Source organism: Salinibacterium sp. NSLL17 (genome assembly GCF_015864935.1).
Classification (GTDB): Bacteria; Actinomycetota; Actinomycetes; order Actinomycetales; family Microbacteriaceae; genus Rhodoglobus.
The window spans coordinates 24428-39839 of sequence record NZ_JADYWH010000002.1 but is presented as its reverse complement, the minus strand read 5'-3'; the positions used below and the strand labels follow the sequence as shown (position 1 = coordinate 39839).

13 protein-coding genes are annotated in these 15412 nt (G+C 62.8%); 9 read left to right on the top strand and 4 right to left on the bottom strand.

Annotation, left to right across the window (positions count from 1 at the left end; translation table 11 throughout):
* Positions 1–36: 36 nt before the first annotated feature.
* The gene (locus I6E51_RS09875) at positions 37–546 is read left to right on the top strand and encodes a MarR family winged helix-turn-helix transcriptional regulator (protein ID WP_197110221.1); all 510 of its coding nucleotides are present in this window, start codon (positions 37–39) and stop codon (positions 544–546) included.
* On the opposite strand, the gene xylB is transcribed toward I6E51_RS09875, so the two are convergent.
* Positions 534–1928, bottom strand: coding sequence for a xylulokinase (gene xylB, locus I6E51_RS09870; protein WP_197110220.1), 1395 nt, complete (start codon positions 1926–1928; stop codon positions 534–536). The two genes, I6E51_RS09875 and xylB, sit on opposite strands and share 13 nt — an antisense overlap.
* Positions 1929–3119 carry a xylose isomerase gene (gene xylA / locus I6E51_RS09865; protein ID WP_197110219.1) on the bottom strand — a complete coding sequence of 397 codons (1191 nt, stop codon included), beginning with the start codon at positions 3117–3119 and terminating at the stop codon, positions 1929–1931.
* A 360-nt stretch (positions 3120–3479) separates the two neighbouring features.
* Here xylA and chvE point away from each other — a divergent pair, with 360 nt between their 5' ends.
* From chvE to I6E51_RS09840, 5 genes are all read left to right on the top strand, one after another.
* Entirely contained in the window at positions 3480–4583 is a 1104-nt protein-coding gene (gene chvE / locus I6E51_RS09860) for a multiple monosaccharide ABC transporter substrate-binding protein (RefSeq protein WP_197110218.1), read from the top strand.
* 88 nt (positions 4584–4671) lie between these two features.
* Positions 4672–6201, top strand: coding sequence for a multiple monosaccharide ABC transporter ATP-binding protein (gene mmsA / locus I6E51_RS09855; protein WP_197110217.1), 1530 nt, complete (start codon positions 4672–4674; stop codon positions 6199–6201).
* Between the two features lie 4 nt (positions 6202–6205).
* Complete coding sequence (mmsB, locus tag I6E51_RS09850; RefSeq protein ID WP_197110216.1) at positions 6206–7405, top strand: multiple monosaccharide ABC transporter permease; 1200 nt, start codon at positions 6206–6208, stop codon at positions 7403–7405.
* Between the two features lie 42 nt (positions 7406–7447).
* Positions 7448–8650 carry an ROK family protein gene (locus I6E51_RS09845; protein WP_197110215.1) on the top strand — a complete coding sequence of 401 codons (1203 nt, stop codon included), beginning with the start codon at positions 7448–7450 and terminating at the stop codon, positions 8648–8650.
* Between the two features lie 66 nt (positions 8651–8716).
* Positions 8717–10126 (top strand): GH1 family beta-glucosidase, encoded by a 1410-nt coding sequence (locus I6E51_RS09840; protein ID WP_197110214.1) that lies wholly within the window; start codon positions 8717–8719, stop codon positions 10124–10126.
* A gap of 25 nt (positions 10127–10151) precedes the next feature.
* On the opposite strand, the gene I6E51_RS09835 is transcribed toward I6E51_RS09840, so the two are convergent.
* Positions 10152–11786: a SulP family inorganic anion transporter gene (locus I6E51_RS09835; RefSeq protein WP_197110213.1), complete on the bottom strand. Its 1635-nt coding sequence runs from the start codon at positions 11784–11786 to the stop codon at positions 10152–10154.
* On the bottom strand, positions 11783–12148 hold the full coding sequence (locus tag I6E51_RS09830; protein WP_197110212.1) for a metalloregulator ArsR/SmtB family transcription factor: 366 nt from the start codon (positions 12146–12148) through the stop codon (positions 11783–11785). The genes I6E51_RS09835 and I6E51_RS09830 overlap by 4 nt, the downstream gene beginning before the upstream one ends.
* 199 nt (positions 12149–12347) lie before the next feature.
* Here I6E51_RS09830 and I6E51_RS09825 point away from each other — a divergent pair, with 199 nt between their 5' ends.
* Genes I6E51_RS09825 through I6E51_RS09815 form a run of 3 tightly spaced genes read left to right on the top strand, consistent with a single transcriptional unit; the run spans position 12348 to position 15384 of the window.
* A complete protein-coding gene (locus I6E51_RS09825) occupies positions 12348–13586 on the top strand; it encodes a CpaF family protein (protein WP_197110211.1) in 1239 nt (412 codons plus the stop codon).
* Complete coding sequence (locus tag I6E51_RS09820) at positions 13583–14449, top strand: type II secretion system F family protein (RefSeq protein WP_197110210.1); 867 nt, start codon at positions 13583–13585, stop codon at positions 14447–14449. The genes I6E51_RS09825 and I6E51_RS09820 overlap by 4 nt, the downstream gene beginning before the upstream one ends.
* Positions 14446–15384, top strand: coding sequence for a type II secretion system F family protein (locus I6E51_RS09815; protein WP_197110209.1), 939 nt, complete (start codon positions 14446–14448; stop codon positions 15382–15384). Before I6E51_RS09820 ends, I6E51_RS09815 begins: the two co-directional genes overlap by 4 nt.
* Positions 15385–15412: the final 28 nt, after the last annotated feature.

Here is a 15412-nt window from a genome sequence, read left to right as displayed (position 1 = left end):
GTCAAACGATTCAACGTTGAGAGATTTTGAGGCATCATGACAGACAGCGTCGATCGCATCCTCGCCCAATGGGCCGCGGTGCGCCCCGACCTCAACGTCTCGGCCATGGGCGTGCTCGGGCGACTGTCCCGCCTCACCCGACTCCTCGAGCGCGCGCAAAGCGACGTCTTCGAGACGCACGGTCTGCAACCGGGGGAGTTCGACATTCTCGCGACCCTGCTGCGAACGGATGCCGGACCACGCGGCCTCACCGCGGGTGCGCTTTCGGCCAGCGCCATGGTCACCTCGGGAGCGATCACCAATCGGCTTGATCGACTCGTCACGAAAGGGCTCATCTCGCGCGACGTCGATCCCGAGAACCGGCGCACCATCCGTGTTGCGCTCACCGCTCAGGGAGCGGAGGTCGTCGAGGGCGCGCTCGCCGACCACCTTGAGAACGAGGAACGCCTACTGGAATCACTCAGCGCAAGCGAGCGAGCCCAGTTCGAAAGCCTGTTACGTGGCCTGTTGACCGTGCACGAAAGTGAGCCGAATCACACCGCGTAGCGGGCGTACTGCTCCCGAATAATCGGGTGGAAGTCGGATGCCGGCTCCGCCACAGTGGCGATAGCCCAGTCGGGGCGTGTGCCGTCGAGCACCCACGCCGCCTGGGCTGCGGCGCCCAGCGCGACATACTCTGCGGGCTCGGGAACCACGACCGGCACCGCAAACACCTGGGACGCGATGGTCGACACTGCGGGGTTTTGGGCGGCGCCACCGATGAGGAGGATGCGCTCGGCGGAAACTCCTTGGCGACCGAGAGCGTCGAGGCCATCCGCGAGTCCACACAGCAGTCCCTCGACGGCGGCACGCGCGAGTGACGGGCGGGTCGTGGAGGCAAGCGTCATGCCGAAGAGGGTTGCTGTGGCATCCGGAAGGTTGGGGGTTCGTTCGCCTTCGAAGTAGGGCTGCAGCACGAGTCCGCTAGCGCCGGGGGCCGCTTCGAGCGCGAGAATGCCGAGCTCATCGTGGGTGACGCCCAGAAGTGTTGCGGTGCTGTCGAGCACGCGGGCGGCGTTCATGGTGGCGACGAGGGGCAGGAAGATGCCGCTGGCATCGGCGAAGCCTGCCACGGTGCCGGTGGCGTCAGGAACCTGAGTTTCGGTAACAGCGAAGACGGTTCCGCTGGTGCCGATCGAGACGACGACATCGCCTGCTCGTGCGCCCAAGCCGAGTGCGGCTCCGGCGTTGTCGCCAGCGCCGCAGCCAATCTCGATGGCGGTTCCCGCGACAGTGCCTGCGGTTTCACCTGGCGCGACGATGCGGGGCAACACCACGCCATCGGTCACGGAACTGCGCCCGAGTGCTGCCGTGAAAACCTCGTCGTCGTAGGTGTTGGTGACCGAGTTGAAGTAGCCGGTGCCGCTCGCATCCGAGCGGTCGGTCACCAACTCAGTCAGTTCAGGATTCTCGGGGCCGAAGCCGCGCAAACGCCAGGTCAACCAGTCGTGCGGCAGGCACACGGCGGCAACAAGGGCGGCGTTCTCGGGCTCGGCATCGCGCAGCCAGCGCAGCTTCGTTGACGTGAACGACGCAACCGGCTTCGAGCCGGTGCGCTTGGCGAGGTCGGGAAACTCGGCGCTGAGGGCGTGAGCCGCGGCAGCAGAGCGGGTGTCGTTCCACAGCAAGGCTGGGCGGATGACCCGGCCGGCGGCATCCAACACGACCATGCCGTGTTGTTGGCCGCCGACCGAGATCGCGGAGACGTCATCCAGCCCGCCCGCCTCGGTGATGGCGTCGTTGAGAGCCACCCACCAGGCATTCGGATCAACCTCGGTGCCGGCCGGATGGGAAGCGCGGCCGGTGCGCACGAGTGCGCCGGCCGCGGCATCCACGATCACGATCTTGCAGGACTGGGTTGAGGAGTCGATCCCCGCGACGAGGGTCATTTAGCGGGCGCCCATGAGGTGCTCGGTTGCGAGCTGCTGCAGGCGAACAAAGCCGAAGCCCTTGCCATTGAAATAGGCCTCGTAGTCGAAGTCTTCGTACGAGGCGCGGTCTGCCAGCAGGTCGTCATAGCTTTCATTGTCGCCGAGAGTGTTCTCGGCCAGTTCGAAGACGCGCGCAGCTTCAAGAGCTTCTTGCACATCGGGGTCGGCACGGAATGCGGCTGCGCGCTCCTTGAGGAGCAGGTAGGTGCGCATGTTGGCGGCCGCGGAATCCCAGACGCCGGTCGAGTCTTCGGTGCGGCTCGGCTTGTAGTCGAAGTGACGCGGGCCGGTGTAGCTCTGACCTCCGTCGGGGCCACCGTTTTCGAGCAGGTCGACGAGCGAGAACGCGTTGTGCAGGTCGCCGTGACCGAAGACGAGGTCTTGGTCGTACTTGATTCCACGCTGGCCGTTGAGGTCAATGTGGAACAGTTTGTCTTGGTACAGCGCCTGAGCGATGCCCGAAGTGAAGTTCAAGCCAGCCATCTGCTCGTGGCCAACTTCGGGGTTCACGCCGAACAGTTCAGGGCGCTCAAGAGTTTCGATGAACGCAATCGCGTGGCCGACGGTCGGCAGCAAGATGTCGCCGCGGGGCTCGTTGGGCTTGGGCTCAATCGCGAAGCGGATGTCGTAGCCCTTTTCGGTGACATGGTCACCAAACAGGTTGAGAGCTTCGCGGTAGCGCTCCAGGGCGGAGCGAACGTCTTTCGCGGAGTCGTACTCTGCTCCCTCGCGGCCGCCCCACATGACGAAGGTCTTGGCACCGAGCTCTACGCCGAGTTCGAGCTGACGCATTGCTTTGCGCATAGCGAAGCGGCGAACACCGCGGTCGTTGGAGGTGAATCCGCCGTCTTTGAAGACGGGAGCGCTAAAGAGGTTGGTGGTGACCATCGGCACGATGAGGCCGGTGTCGCTGAGTACTTGCTTCAGGCGGTCGATCTGCTTCTGGCGTTCGGCATCCGTCGATCCGAAGGCGAAGAGGTCATCGTCGTGGAAGGTAAGACCGTAGGCGCCGAGCTCGGCGAGCTTCTCGACGCCGTGAACGACATCGAGCGGGGCGCGAGTGGGGCCACCGAAGGGGTCGGCTCCGTTGTAACCGATAGTCCAGAGCCCGAAGGAGAACTTGTCGGCGGGGGTGGGTTGTGTAGGCATTGAGGCTCTCCGTTGACAGCGTTGGCAATAAGTTATTGAGAACAACATACTTCGGTAAAGCAGTCACGTCAATCTCGGAACGCAAAAGAAGATCCATGTATTTACTGACTTGAGGCATCAATTTGGCGAAAGTTTTTGAAAGTTGTTGCATTCAACGTATGAAGCAATATAAGTTCGCTCTATCAACAAAACGGGGCGCTTACCGCTGCCCCTCGCGATACAACGAAGTAGCGCTCCACGGCGCTGGTAATCCGGCCCGTGCTCTTCGTCTCTCGTGAGGACCGCAGCCAAGCCCCGGCCGGTCATACCCCCGTGTGGCTGGCTTGTTGCCCGGCAATCACATTTGAAAGGGACAACACGATGTCAATGAAGAAGATAATTGCGGTCGCAGCAGCGACTGTGATGGCTTTCGGACTCGCCGCCTGCAGCAGCGACGAAGCAGGAACTGGCGGCGGCAGTGAAGGTAGCGTCGGTATCTCGATGCCTACCCGCAGCCTCGAACGCTGGATCAACGACGGCGAAGGCCTCAAGGCCCAGCTCGAAGATGCTGGCTACTCGGCAGACCTGCAGTACGCGGATGACAAGGCCGATACTCAGATCAGCCAGATTCAGAACCAGATCGCTTCGGGCGTTGACGTCCTCGTCATCGCGGCAATCGACGGAGAGCTTCTGGCCCCGGTGCTCGCCGATGCGGCAGCACAGGACATCGCCGTCATTTCTTACGACCGTCTGATCAACGGCACTCCCGACGTCGACTACTACGCGACGTTCGACAACTACAAGGTTGGCCAGCTTCAGGGTGAGTTCATCGAAGAACAGCTCGGACTTGCTGATGGCGCCGGCCCGTTCAACCTTGAGCCTTTCGCCGGTAGCCCCGACGACAACAACGCCAAGTTCTTCTTCTCTGGCGCGTGGGATGTCTTGCTTCCTTATGTAGAGAACGGCCAGCTGGTTGTTCCCTCGGGCAAGGCTCCGGCGAGCAACGATGACTGGGCAAGCATCGGAATCCTCGGCTGGAAGTCTGACTCGGCTCAGTCCGAACTCGACAACCGTCTGGGTTCGTTCTACACCGGTGGCGAGAAGATCGACGTCGTTCTTTCTCCCAACGACAGCCTCGCTCAGGGTATTGCCGCTTCGCTTCGCAGCGCTGGTTACACCGCAGGCACCGACTGGCCGCTCTTGACCGGTCAGGATGCCGACAAGGCTAGCGTCGTCAACATCCTCGCTGGAGAACAGTCGATGACGGTCTGGAAGGACACCCGCGAGCTGGGCAATGTTGTCTTCGGTTTCATCGAGGCGATCATGGCCGGCGACGAGCCGGAGATCAACGACACCGAAACGTACGACAACGGCGAGAAGGTTGTTCCCGCATTCCTCATTGCGCCCGAGGTCGTTGTGAAGGATGACGTGCAGTCGAAGCTCATCGACTCCGGCTTCATCCAGGCCTCAGACGTAGGACTCTAGCCCCGGCTAGATCCCAGTAATACGATTCGACGATCGGGGGACGGCACAGCAGCCGTCCCCCGAAAGTCACTGCGAGCGGAGCACACTCATGACTGCCATCCTCAGCATGAACCAGATCACAAAAGACTTCAGCGGCGGCGTTCGCGCCCTCGACGGCGTGAGCCTCGAGGTCGAACGCGGACACGTTCACGCTATTTGCGGTGAAAACGGCGCCGGTAAATCAACCCTCATGAAGGTGCTGAGCGGGGTGTATCCCGCCGGCAGCTATGGCGGCAGCATCACCTTTGAGAATCACGAGACCGCGTACCGGTCGATCAACGATTCCGAGGCCGACGGCATCGTCATCATTCACCAGGAGCTCGCGTTGAGCCCCTACCTCTCTATTGCAGAGAACATCTTCCTCGGTAACGAGATCGCCACGCGCGGTGTTGTCGACTGGCCCAAGACCAACCGCGAAGCAACCATGTTGCTCGCGCGCGTCGGCCTCGACGAACTGCCCAGCACGCCCGTGCTCGAACTCGGTGTCGGCAAGCAACAGCTTGTGGAGATCGCTAAGGCCCTCTCCAAGCAAGTGAAGCTGCTGATTCTGGATGAGCCAACGGCGGCCCTCAACGATGAAGACTCGGCACACTTGCTCGACCTCATCAACAGCCTTCGCGGCCAGGGCATTACGTGCATCATCATTTCGCACAAGCTCAAAGAGATTCGCCGTATTGCGGATACCGTGACGATCATCCGTGATGGCCAGACCATCGAAACCTTCGAGATGAAGGAAGCGGATGCTACCGAAGCGCGCATCATTCGCGCCATGGTCGGCCGTGACCTCGACAGCATGTTCCCGCCGCACACCCCAGAGATTGGCGATGAGCTATTCCGGGTGGAGAACTGGACGGTGCATCATCCGGTCGACACCACGCGCAAGGTTGTCGATGACGCCTCGTTCTCGGTGCGGGCGGGCGAGATCGTCGGCTTCGCTGGGCTCATGGGCGCAGGGCGCACCGAACTCGCGATGAGCATCTTCGGTCGCTCCTATGGCAGCCACATCAGCGGCACCGCGTTCAAAGAGGGCAAAGAGATCTCGGTCAAGACCGTCAGCGAGGCGATCGGCCACGGCATCGCGTACGCCACCGAAGACCGTAAACACTTCGGCCTCAACCTGATTGGCAGCATCGCGGTCAATATCTCAGCGGCAGCGCTCTCGAAGCTCTCGCGCTTCGGCATCGTCGACCGCTTTGCGGAGAACAAGGTCGCCGAGGACTACCGCGGCCAAATGAACATCAAGACTCCGAACGTGTCGGTGCTCGCCGGCAACCTCTCGGGAGGCAACCAGCAAAAGGTTGTCTTGAGCAAATGGATGTTCTCCGGCCCCGACATCCTGATTCTTGACGAACCCACCCGCGGCATCGATGTCGGTGCCAAGTACGAAATCTACGGAATCATCAACGATCTCGCCCGTCAGGGCAAAGCGGTCGTCGTGATCTCCTCAGAACTACCGGAGCTTCTCGGACTCTGCGACCGCATCTATGCGATCTCCGAAGGCACCATCACCGGCGAGATCGATCGCGCCGACGCTACCCAAGAACGACTCATGCACTTGATGACCGCGGGAAAGGACTAACCCGATGAGCACCACAACCCCCACTCGTAGGCTGCCCAAGATGCGGGTCGACCTGCGTCAGTACGGCATCCTCGCGGCGCTCGCCGTCATCGTCATCCTGTTCCAGGTGTTGACGGATGGCCGGCTCCTGCTGCCCGGAAACCTCAACAACCTCATCCAGCAGAACGCCTATGTGCTGATTCTCGCCGTGGGCATGGTCATCGTGATTATCGCGGGACACATCGACCTCTCGGTGGGCTCCGTCGTGGCGATGGTCGGTGCGGTTGCCGCGATCTCAATGAGCCAGTGGGGGATGCCCTGGTGGGCGGCCGTCATCATCTCGCTTCTGCTCGGCGCAGCGGTCGGAGCGTGGCAGGGATTCTGGGTGGCCTTCGTGGGTATCCCGGCCTTCATCGTCACGCTCGCGGGCATGCTGTTGTTCCGCGGTCTCACGCTCGTGTTCCTCACGGGCGGCACGATCAACGCGCTTCCCGGCGAGTTCAACGCGATCGGCGGCGGGTGGCTGCCCGAGCTGTTTGGCACGATTGGTGAAGGTCGCGGCAGTCGCGACATCCTCACAATTGTCTTGGGCGTTCTTGCGGTAGCAATGCTGATCACTCAGCAGGTGCGCAGTCGCGCCAAGCAACGCAGTCTTGAACTTCCCGTAGAGCGCAGCGTTTCGTTCTGGATCAAGAACGGTGTCGCTGCGGTCGTAATCTTGGCGCTCACCTTCCAGCTCTCTGCCTACCGCGGAACCCCGATCATCCTGATCATCTTGGCCGTGCTGATTCTGCTCTTCACATTCGTGTTGAACCAGACCGTCTTCGGCCGTCACGTCTACGCGATCGGTGGCAACCTCTTCGCCGCGCAGATGAGTGGTGTGAAGACCTCGTGGATCAACTTTTTCGTCTTCGTGAACATGGGCGTGCTCGCGGGGCTCGCCGGGGTCGTCACGACGGCGCGTGCTGGTGGTGCTGTGGCATCCGCTGGTCAAAGCTTCGAACTGGATGCCATCGCTGCCGTCTTCATCGGTGGCGCGGCGGTCACCGGTGGTGTCGGTACGGTCATCGGTGCCGTAATCGGTGCGCTCATTATGGGTGTGCTCAACATGGGCCTGTCGATCCTCTCGGTGGATGCCGCCTGGCAGCAAACGATCAAGGGACTTGTACTGTTGCTTGCCGTGGCGTTCGATGTCATGAGCAAGCGCCGCGCCGGACGTCGCTAGTCTTAGCATCAACGTTTTATTGCCAATCGAGTGGAACCGCCCGTGAACCAGAACACCCCGCCCTCGTCGTCGCTGCCGTCGTCGACCGGTACTGGTGGGCGCGGCGATCGCACTCGGCGGCACAACCTGTCGCGCGTGCTGACCCTGCTTCATCGTGGGGCTCAGCGCCGCTCGCAGTTGACCGCGCAGACGGGGCTTAACCGCTCGACTATTGCGGCGCTCGTGGCCGAGCTCACCGAGCTGGGTTTGGCGTACGAAAGTGAGCCCGATCCCACTCGGCAGGTAGGTCGCCCGTCGCCGATGGTGAACGCGGATGCTCGCACGGTTGCCATCGCGGTCAACCCCGAGATCGACGCCATCACCGTCGGAGTCGTGGGCCTCGACGGTTCGCTCTTGAAGCGCATCCGCTACGAGACAGAAACGCCCCCTACTGTTTCCGAGTTCGTGAAGATCTCGAGCCTGATCATCGAGAGCGTGCGTGGGGAGTACGAAACGTCGGGCCGCATCGTCGGTATCGGTATTGCGGCGCCCGGTCTCGTCCGCGTCGAAGATGGCCTCGTGCGCTGGGCACCTCACCTTCACTGGCGGGATGAACCCGTCACGGAACTGCTGGCCGAGGCGACCGGCTATCCGGTCTCCACCGCCAACGACGCGAGTGTGGGTGCGCTCGGCGAGCACATCTACGGCGCTGGCCGCGACATCGACGACCTCATCTACCTCAACGGTGGTGCCAGCGGTATCGGTGGCGGCATCATCAGCGGCGGGCGGCCCCTCACCGGTCGTGCCGGCTATGCGGGCGAGTTCGGCCACGTGCGCGTCGAGAACGGTGTCGCCGAAAAAGGCACTCGCGAAGAGGGCAGCCTCGAGACCGAAGTGAACCGCGCCGACCTGCTGCAGGCGCTTGGCCTCACCAACGTTGATGCCGAAACGTTGGATGCCGCGCTGCGCGAATCCACTGATCCTGCGGTGAGTGAGTTGGTGCGCCGCCAGCTGCTCGCGCTCGGCACGTCGCTGCGCAACGCAGTGAATGTGTTGAATCCTGAAGTAATTGTTTTGGGTGGCTTCTTGGCATCCATCTTCGCGTTCGACCCCGAATTCTTGATCGAGCGCGTGCGCAGCCAGTCGCTCGAAGCATCATTCGAGGGCGTGCAGATCGTGCCCGCTCAGCTTGGCGCAGATCTGCTCATGATCGGTGCCGCTGAGCTTGCTTTCGCTGCGCTTCTCGAAGACCCGGCGGCGCTCTAGCCTCACCGCTTCGTTACCTCGGGATAGTTTCGGCCAAATCGAAGCTCCCGGTCTTAGGGTTACTAGATGAACTCCGATTACCGTGATTCTGGTCTCGTGTTTCCGCCCAACTTCATCGTCGGCTCCGCGACGGCGGCGTATCAAGTAGAGGGCGCTGCGCGTGATGGCGGGCGCACCGAATCCATCTGGGATACCTTCAGCCACACCCCGGGCAAGACCTGGAACGGCGACACCGGCGATGTTGCCGACGACCACTACTACCGCTTAGAGTCCGACCTCGACCTCATGGCCGAGCTGGGCCTCGACGCCTACCGCTTCTCCATCTCATGGCCGCGCTTTCAGCCGGGCGGGCAGGGCCCGATCAACCCGGAGGGAGTGTCGTTCTACTCGCGTCTTGTCGACGGGTTATTGAGCCGCGGCATCCGCCCCATTGCCACTCTGTATCACTGGGATCTGCCGCAAGAACTTGAGGATGAGGGTGGCTGGCCTGAGCGCGATACCGCCATGTGGTTCGCCGAGTACGCCGAGCTCGCCGCCACTGCCCTCGGCGATCGCGTGCACACGTGGACGACCCTCAACGAGCCGTGGTGCTCGGCTTATTTGGGTTACGGCTCGGCGTCGCACGCCCCCGGTCGCGCGCGGGATGTTGACGCACTTGCCGCCGTGCACCACCTCAATCTCGCGCACGGAATGGCCGTGCCCCGCATCCGTGCCGCCGCGACGAATTCGCCGGAGGTGTCGGCGACCCTCAACTTTCACGTCATTCGGGGTGAGGATGCCGAGGCCACGCGTCGCATCGATGCGCTCGCGAACCGCGCCTTCACGAGCCCGATGCTGCTCGGCCGCTACGACGATGACTTCATTGCCGACACGAGCGAGGTCACCGACTGGTCGTTCGTGCACGCGGGCGATCTGGCGACCATCCACCAGCCGCTCGATTTCTTGGGCGTCAACTACTACTCCACGGTCACCGTGAAGATGTGGGATGGCGTGAGCGAGCGGGCGATGAACGACGGACACAAAGACATGGGTGGCTCCGCGTGGCCGGGCAGCCGCAACGTCGAGTTCTTGCCGCAAGACGGCCCGTATACGGCCATGAACTGGAACATCGCCCCCGATGGCCTTGAGGAACTGCTGGTCGATCTGGGCGAGCGGTTCCCTGACCTGCCGCTGATGATCACCGAGAACGGTGCCGCGTTTGACGACGAGGTGACGGATGGTCGGGTGCACGATGCCGACCGGGTCGACTATCTCAACCGGCACTTCACGGCCGCGCACCGAGCGATGCAGCGCGGGGTGAACCTGCAGGGGTATCTCGTGTGGTCGCTGCTCGACAACTTTGAGTGGGGCTACGGCTATTCGAAGCGCTTCGGCATCGTGCGGGTCGATTACGACACTCAAGAACGCATTGTGAAGGACAGTGGGCTGTGGGTTTCTGGGGTCGCCAAGAACAAGGTGACGCCCGCTCTGAGCTAGCCGAGTTCGTGAGCGGCGCGCTGGGTTAGCGCGCTAACTCTGCTCGACGAATGTGCGAACGTGCGTGCTCAATCGCGGGCTCGAGGTCGGCGAACAAATGGTTGGGGTGTCGCAGCGAGCTGATCACGCCAAGCCGTTTGAGCACATCCAAATGTTCGGGGCGGATGCCCTTGATGATCACGGTCACGCCGCGCTTCTCGAGAGCAGTGATGAGTTCGGTGAGGGTGTGGGCGCCCGTGGCATCAACGAGGTGCAGTTGCGACAGCCGCACGATCACGACTTCGAGGCCTTCGTGTTCGTTTATGCGGTCGATGAGGCGTTCCGCTGCTCCAAAGAACAGGGACCCATCGATACGGAACAGCGCGATGCGTTCGTCGCCGGGTTCGGGGGAGCCCGGAAGCTCTTCGCGGTGAACGCCGCTGGCTTTGCTCATCGTGCGGAGAGCGAAGAAGGCTGCGGCCGCGATTCCGATGCCGACCGCAATGATGAGGTCGAAACTCACGGTGATGATGCCGGTGATCACGAACACAGCGGCTTCAGATTTGCCGGTGCGCAGCATTGTCTTGATCAGGGTCGGCGACATCATGCGGGCCGCGGTGGCCATGAGAACGCCCGAGAGCGCTGCCAGCGGGATGACGGCGACAACCTGAGCGGCTAGGTAGACGACGGTCAGTAGCGCGAGGGCATGCACGACTGCCGAGAGGCGAGTGCGACCGCCAGACCGCACGTTCACGGCGGTGCGGGCGATGGCGCCGGTGGCCGGCATCCCACCAAAGAAGCTGGAGGCGACGGATGCCAACCCCTGGCCCACAAGTTCGCGATCGGCGTTGTAGGGGCCGGTGTCTGACATGCCAGCGGCGACGCGGGCGGAGAGCAGGGATTCGATGGCGGCGAGCGCGGCGACGGCGAACGCCGGGCCGATGAGCGTGGTCAGGTCGAAGTCGAATGACGGCACGGTCGGTGAAGGCAAGGATGCGGGAAGCTCGCCGATGGTGGCCAGCGGAAGGTTCAGCGCCTGGGCAAGGATGGTGACGATCGCAATGGCGATGAAGGATGCCGGAAGGCGCCCGCTGATGCGCGACAGCAACAACATGATCGCGATCACGGCGGCAACAACGGCGAGGGGCAGCAGGGCAGCGGGCCACTGGGCGGCAGTGACGAAGGCGATGGCGGCGAGCACGGCGTTGGTGGGGTGTTCGGTGCCTTCGGTGCCGAGCGCCGAGGGCACTTGCTGCAGGAAGATGATGATACCGATGCCGACCGTGAAGCCTTCGATCACGGGCCACGGAATGTAGCTGACGGTGCGGCCGAGGCGCAGCACTCCGGCAATGACGACGATGATGCCCGCCAGCAGGGTGACGATCGCCACCGCTTCAACGCCAGAACTAACCACGATGGGGGCAAGCACCACGACCATGGCGCCGGTGGGGCCAGAGACCTGCACGTTGGAGCCACCGAAGACGGCCGCGACAATTCCGGCGACGATGGCGGTGATGAGCCCCGCTTCAGCGCCCACTCCCGAGCTCACGCCAAAGGCGAGGGCGAGGGGGAGGGCGACGATTCCGACGGTGATTCCCGCGATCAGATCTCCCCGCCAGCTGGTGCGCAGTAGGCGGTAGTCTTTCGCGCTCGGCAGGAGCTCTTTCCAGGAACGTTTCATCGGGCATCCGGAATCGTGGGTAGTCCGGCAACGAGATCGCGTTGGCTGTCGGTGTCGGCAAGGATTTCGCCGAGCAGCACGCGCGCGACACGGAGGAGTTCAGAAATCTGGGGGTGAGCGAGGCGGTAGTAGACGACGCTGGCGCGACGTTCGGAGACGACGAGCCCGTAGCGGCGCAGCACGGCGAGGTGTTGCGAGAGGTGGGAGGCTTCGAGTCCGGTCGCCGTCAGCATTTCTGCGACAGAGGCTTCGTCGGCCGCCGACAAGATTTCGAGCACCCGGATGCGGTGCGGATGCGCGAGCCCCTTGAAGAGGTTCGCCTTTATTTCGTAGAGCGGCCTGCGCTCATCGAGAACGGCCATTCATGTGCTCCTGATCGGTGCGTGCGCTGTGCGGGCGATGTGGTTGCGCCAGCAAGCAATCGCTCACTTGCTGAATTGATGTAATCATCATATCAGGGATCTGGATGCGCCGATTCGACCTGATCAGAGGCGCTGGCGGCAGGACCACAAGATCGCCTGTGGACAACAGGAAGGCGTTTGCGCACCTGCTCGACACAATATGAGCATGTCTAACGCTCTGACGACCATCGCCGATCAGGTTCGCCAGAGGGTTCGCCGTGACGGCGTTGATCTGTCGCGGGACAGCGAACTTGCCTCGCGGTATGTGCGTGATGAGGTTCGCCGCTACAGCGAGCGTGCGCTGGGCGGGTCGGTGCCGTTGCTGGCGGATGAAGCTCAGGCCGCCCGCGAGGTGGTGGCGGCGCTGACCGGGTACGGTCCGCTCCAGCCGTTCTTCGACGATGACACCGTTGAGGAGCTGTGGATTAACGGGCCTGAGCAGATCTTCGTGGCCCGCAACGGGGTTCCCGAGTTCACCGGCATCCGTCTCACTGATGGTCAGGTTCGTGATCTGGTGGAGCGCATGCTGCAAACCTCGGGCCGCCGCGTTGACTTGAGTTCACCGTTCGTCGACGCTTCGCTGCCCGATGGTTCGCGACTGCACGTCGTGATTCCGGATGTCACCCGGCGCCACTGGGCCGTCAACGTGCGCAAGTTCAGCCGGAGCATCCGCGATCTTGATCGCCTTGTCGAACTCGGCAGCCTCACCCAGCACGCGGCCGACTATTTGCGGCTGTGCGTGCTGTCGGGGCAGAACATCGTGGTTTCGGGCGCAACGCAGAGCGGCAAGACCACGATGCTCAACGCCTTGCTAGCGGCGGCCCGACCGAGCGAGCGAGTCGTTACGGTCGAGGAAACCTTCGAGCTGAGCGTTGCCAGTCACGACCACGTCGGCATGCAGTGTCGCCAACCCAGTCTCGAGGGAACCGGCGAGATCAGCCTGCGTCGCCTCATCAAAGAAGCACTGCGCATGCGCCCCGAACGGCTAGTCGTGGGCGAAGTGCGCGATGCCGAATCGCTCGACCTTCTTATCGCGCTCAATAGCGGCCTGCCGGGAATGTCGAGCATTCACGCCAACAGTGCGCGCGAGGCTCTCGTGAAGCTGTGCACGCTTCCGCTGCTTGCTGGCCGCAATATCGACTCCAGCTTTGTGGTGCCGACGGTAGCCAGTTCAGTGGATGTCGTGGTGCATTGCGAACTGACCGCCGACGGCACGAGACGCGTGGTCGAAATCTCCTCGCTCACCGGTGAGGTCAGTGACGGGGTTATCGACAGCAGCCTGCTCTTCCGCATCGTGGACGGCACACTCGCCCACACGGGTGCCGTGCCCGCTCGGCTCTCCAAATTTCAGGCCACAGGCATCGACGCGGTCTCGCACTTGTTGAAGGTTGTCGCATGAGCCTGATGTTGGGCATCGTGCTCGCGGTCGGTGTCGTCCTTATCGCGGCTACCTTTCTCTGGCCGGCTACGGGCGAACTCCGGGTGCGTGGTCGTTCGGCGTTCTCGCTTCGCCTGAGCGAGCGACTCGTGCAGGCGGGGCTCCCGACCACTAGTCCGGTGGTTGTGGTGATTGTGTCGCTCGCATTGAGCTTCGCTGTAGCAGCCATCACCTTTGTGCTGACATCGGTGATCGCCGTCGTGCTGTGTGCTGCCGCGGCCGCCCTTGTGTTGCCGACGCTCGGGATCAGCTGGCGCGCTCGCATGCGTCGCCGGGCCACTCGCGTGGTGTGGCCCGATGTCGTTGACCAGTTGGTGTCGGCAGTGCGGTCGGGGCTTGCTCTTCCCGACAGCCTCATGACACTCGCCCAGACGGGGCCAGCGGTAACGCGCGCCGCCTTCGTCGCCTTCGCCGTTCGCTATCGGGCAACAGGAAACTTCTCGGTAGCCGTCGACGAACTCAAAGTGGCGCTCGCCGACCCGGTCGCCGACCGCATTCTTGAAACCTTGCGGATGTCGCGCGAAGTGGGCGGAAGTGAACTCACGAACGTTCTTCGCAGCCTCAGCGTCTACTTACGCCAGGAGGCAGCTATTCGTTCGGAGATCGAAGCGCGCCAATCATGGGTGATGAATGCGGCGCGGCTCGGTCTGGCCGCACCGTGGGTGGTGCTGTTCTTGCTCACCACACGGCCTGAAGCCGCACTCGCTTACAACTCAGCGGGTGGTGCTGCCCTGATCGTTGCCGGACTGATGCTGTCTGTTGTCGCCTACCGAATCATGGCGGGCATCGGTCGCCTTCCCGATCAGCCGCGGTGGTTCGCATGAGTGACGCACTGGCCTGGTCGCTTGTCGCCGGAATCGCCGGCGGGCTCGGTCTGTGGTCGATTCTGAGTCTCATCCCGCGGCTGAGCCGACCCACCTTGGCGACAAGAGTGGCGCCCTACGTCATTGACGTCTCCGCCGGCGCGCGGGAACATTTGGCCCCCCGCTCGGTCGGGCCGCTGCCGGTGTTGGGCGTACTGCTCGTTCCTGTTGCGCGCTGGTTGCGCGAGACTCTCGCGTCGGTGGTGGGCGGCAGTGACCAGATTCTGCGACGGCTCCGCCAGTCTGGCTCCGAACTGACCCTCGAGGCCTACCGGTCGCAACAACTCCTCGCCGTTCTCGGCGGTGCGATGGCGGGAGTCGCTTTCGATATTGCTGTCGCCAATCGGCAACAGGTGCCATTCGCGGCCCAAGCAGTGCTGGTGGTCGTCGGCGGTGTTGCGGGCATCACGCTTCGTGACTATCTGCTGCAACGCGCAGCCAAGAACCGCATCCGTCGTCTCACTGCAGAGCTACCGGTCGTGCTCGAGTTCTTGGCCCTCAGCCTGTCGGCTGGTGAGGGAATCTTGGATGCCGTGCGTCGCGTCTCGCACGTGGGCGGCGGTGAGTTGTCGCGAGAACTCGCTCGCGTGGTCTCCTCGGTCAATACGGGCCTTCCTTTTGGCGAGACTCTGGGAGTGCTCGCCCGCGAGTTGGAACTCGCCCCGTTCTCGCGCTGTGTCGACCAAATCTTGGGAGCCCTCGATCGCGGTAGTCCGCTGTCTGAAGTGCTGCAAGCTCAAGCTCAGGATGCTCGTGAAGAGTCCAAGCGTGAACTGCTCGAGCTCGCCGGCAAGAAGGAGGTCGCGATGCTCTTCCCGCTCGTGTTCCTTATCCTGCCCATCACGATCGCGTTTGCGATCTTCCCCGGCATCTTCGTGCTGCAGGTGGGGTTCTAGCGAGTAATCAGATCGATATCGGATCGCT

What these genes read in the sequence shown, in the direction of transcription:
- I6E51_RS09815 (WP_197110209.1), top strand. Translation starts at nt 14,446, where the DNA reads ATGAGTGACGCACTGGCCTGGTCGCTTGTCGCCGGAATCGCCGGCGGG.
- mmsA (WP_197110217.1), top strand. Translation starts at nt 4,672, where the DNA reads ATGACTGCCATCCTCAGCATGAACCAGATCACAAAAGACTTCAGCGGC.
- I6E51_RS09840 (WP_197110214.1), top strand. Translation starts at nt 8,717, where the DNA reads ATGAACTCCGATTACCGTGATTCTGGTCTCGTGTTTCCGCCCAACTTC.
- mmsB (WP_197110216.1), top strand. Translation starts at nt 6,206, where the DNA reads ATGAGCACCACAACCCCCACTCGTAGGCTGCCCAAGATGCGGGTCGAC.
- chvE (WP_197110218.1), top strand. Translation starts at nt 3,480, where the DNA reads ATGTCAATGAAGAAGATAATTGCGGTCGCAGCAGCGACTGTGATGGCT.
- I6E51_RS09835 (WP_197110213.1), bottom strand. Translation starts at nt 11,786, where the DNA reads ATGAAACGTTCCTGGAAAGAGCTCCTGCCGAGCGCGAAAGACTACCGC.
- I6E51_RS09875 (WP_197110221.1), top strand. Translation starts at nt 37, where the DNA reads ATGACAGACAGCGTCGATCGCATCCTCGCCCAATGGGCCGCGGTGCGC.
- I6E51_RS09820 (WP_197110210.1), top strand. Translation starts at nt 13,583, where the DNA reads ATGAGCCTGATGTTGGGCATCGTGCTCGCGGTCGGTGTCGTCCTTATC.
- I6E51_RS09825 (WP_197110211.1), top strand. Translation starts at nt 12,348, where the DNA reads ATGAGCATGTCTAACGCTCTGACGACCATCGCCGATCAGGTTCGCCAG.
- xylA (WP_197110219.1), bottom strand. Translation starts at nt 3,119, where the DNA reads ATGCCTACACAACCCACCCCCGCCGACAAGTTCTCCTTCGGGCTCTGG.
- I6E51_RS09830 (WP_197110212.1), bottom strand. Translation starts at nt 12,148, where the DNA reads ATGGCCGTTCTCGATGAGCGCAGGCCGCTCTACGAAATAAAGGCGAAC.
- xylB (WP_197110220.1), bottom strand. Translation starts at nt 1,928, where the DNA reads ATGACCCTCGTCGCGGGGATCGACTCCTCAACCCAGTCCTGCAAGATC.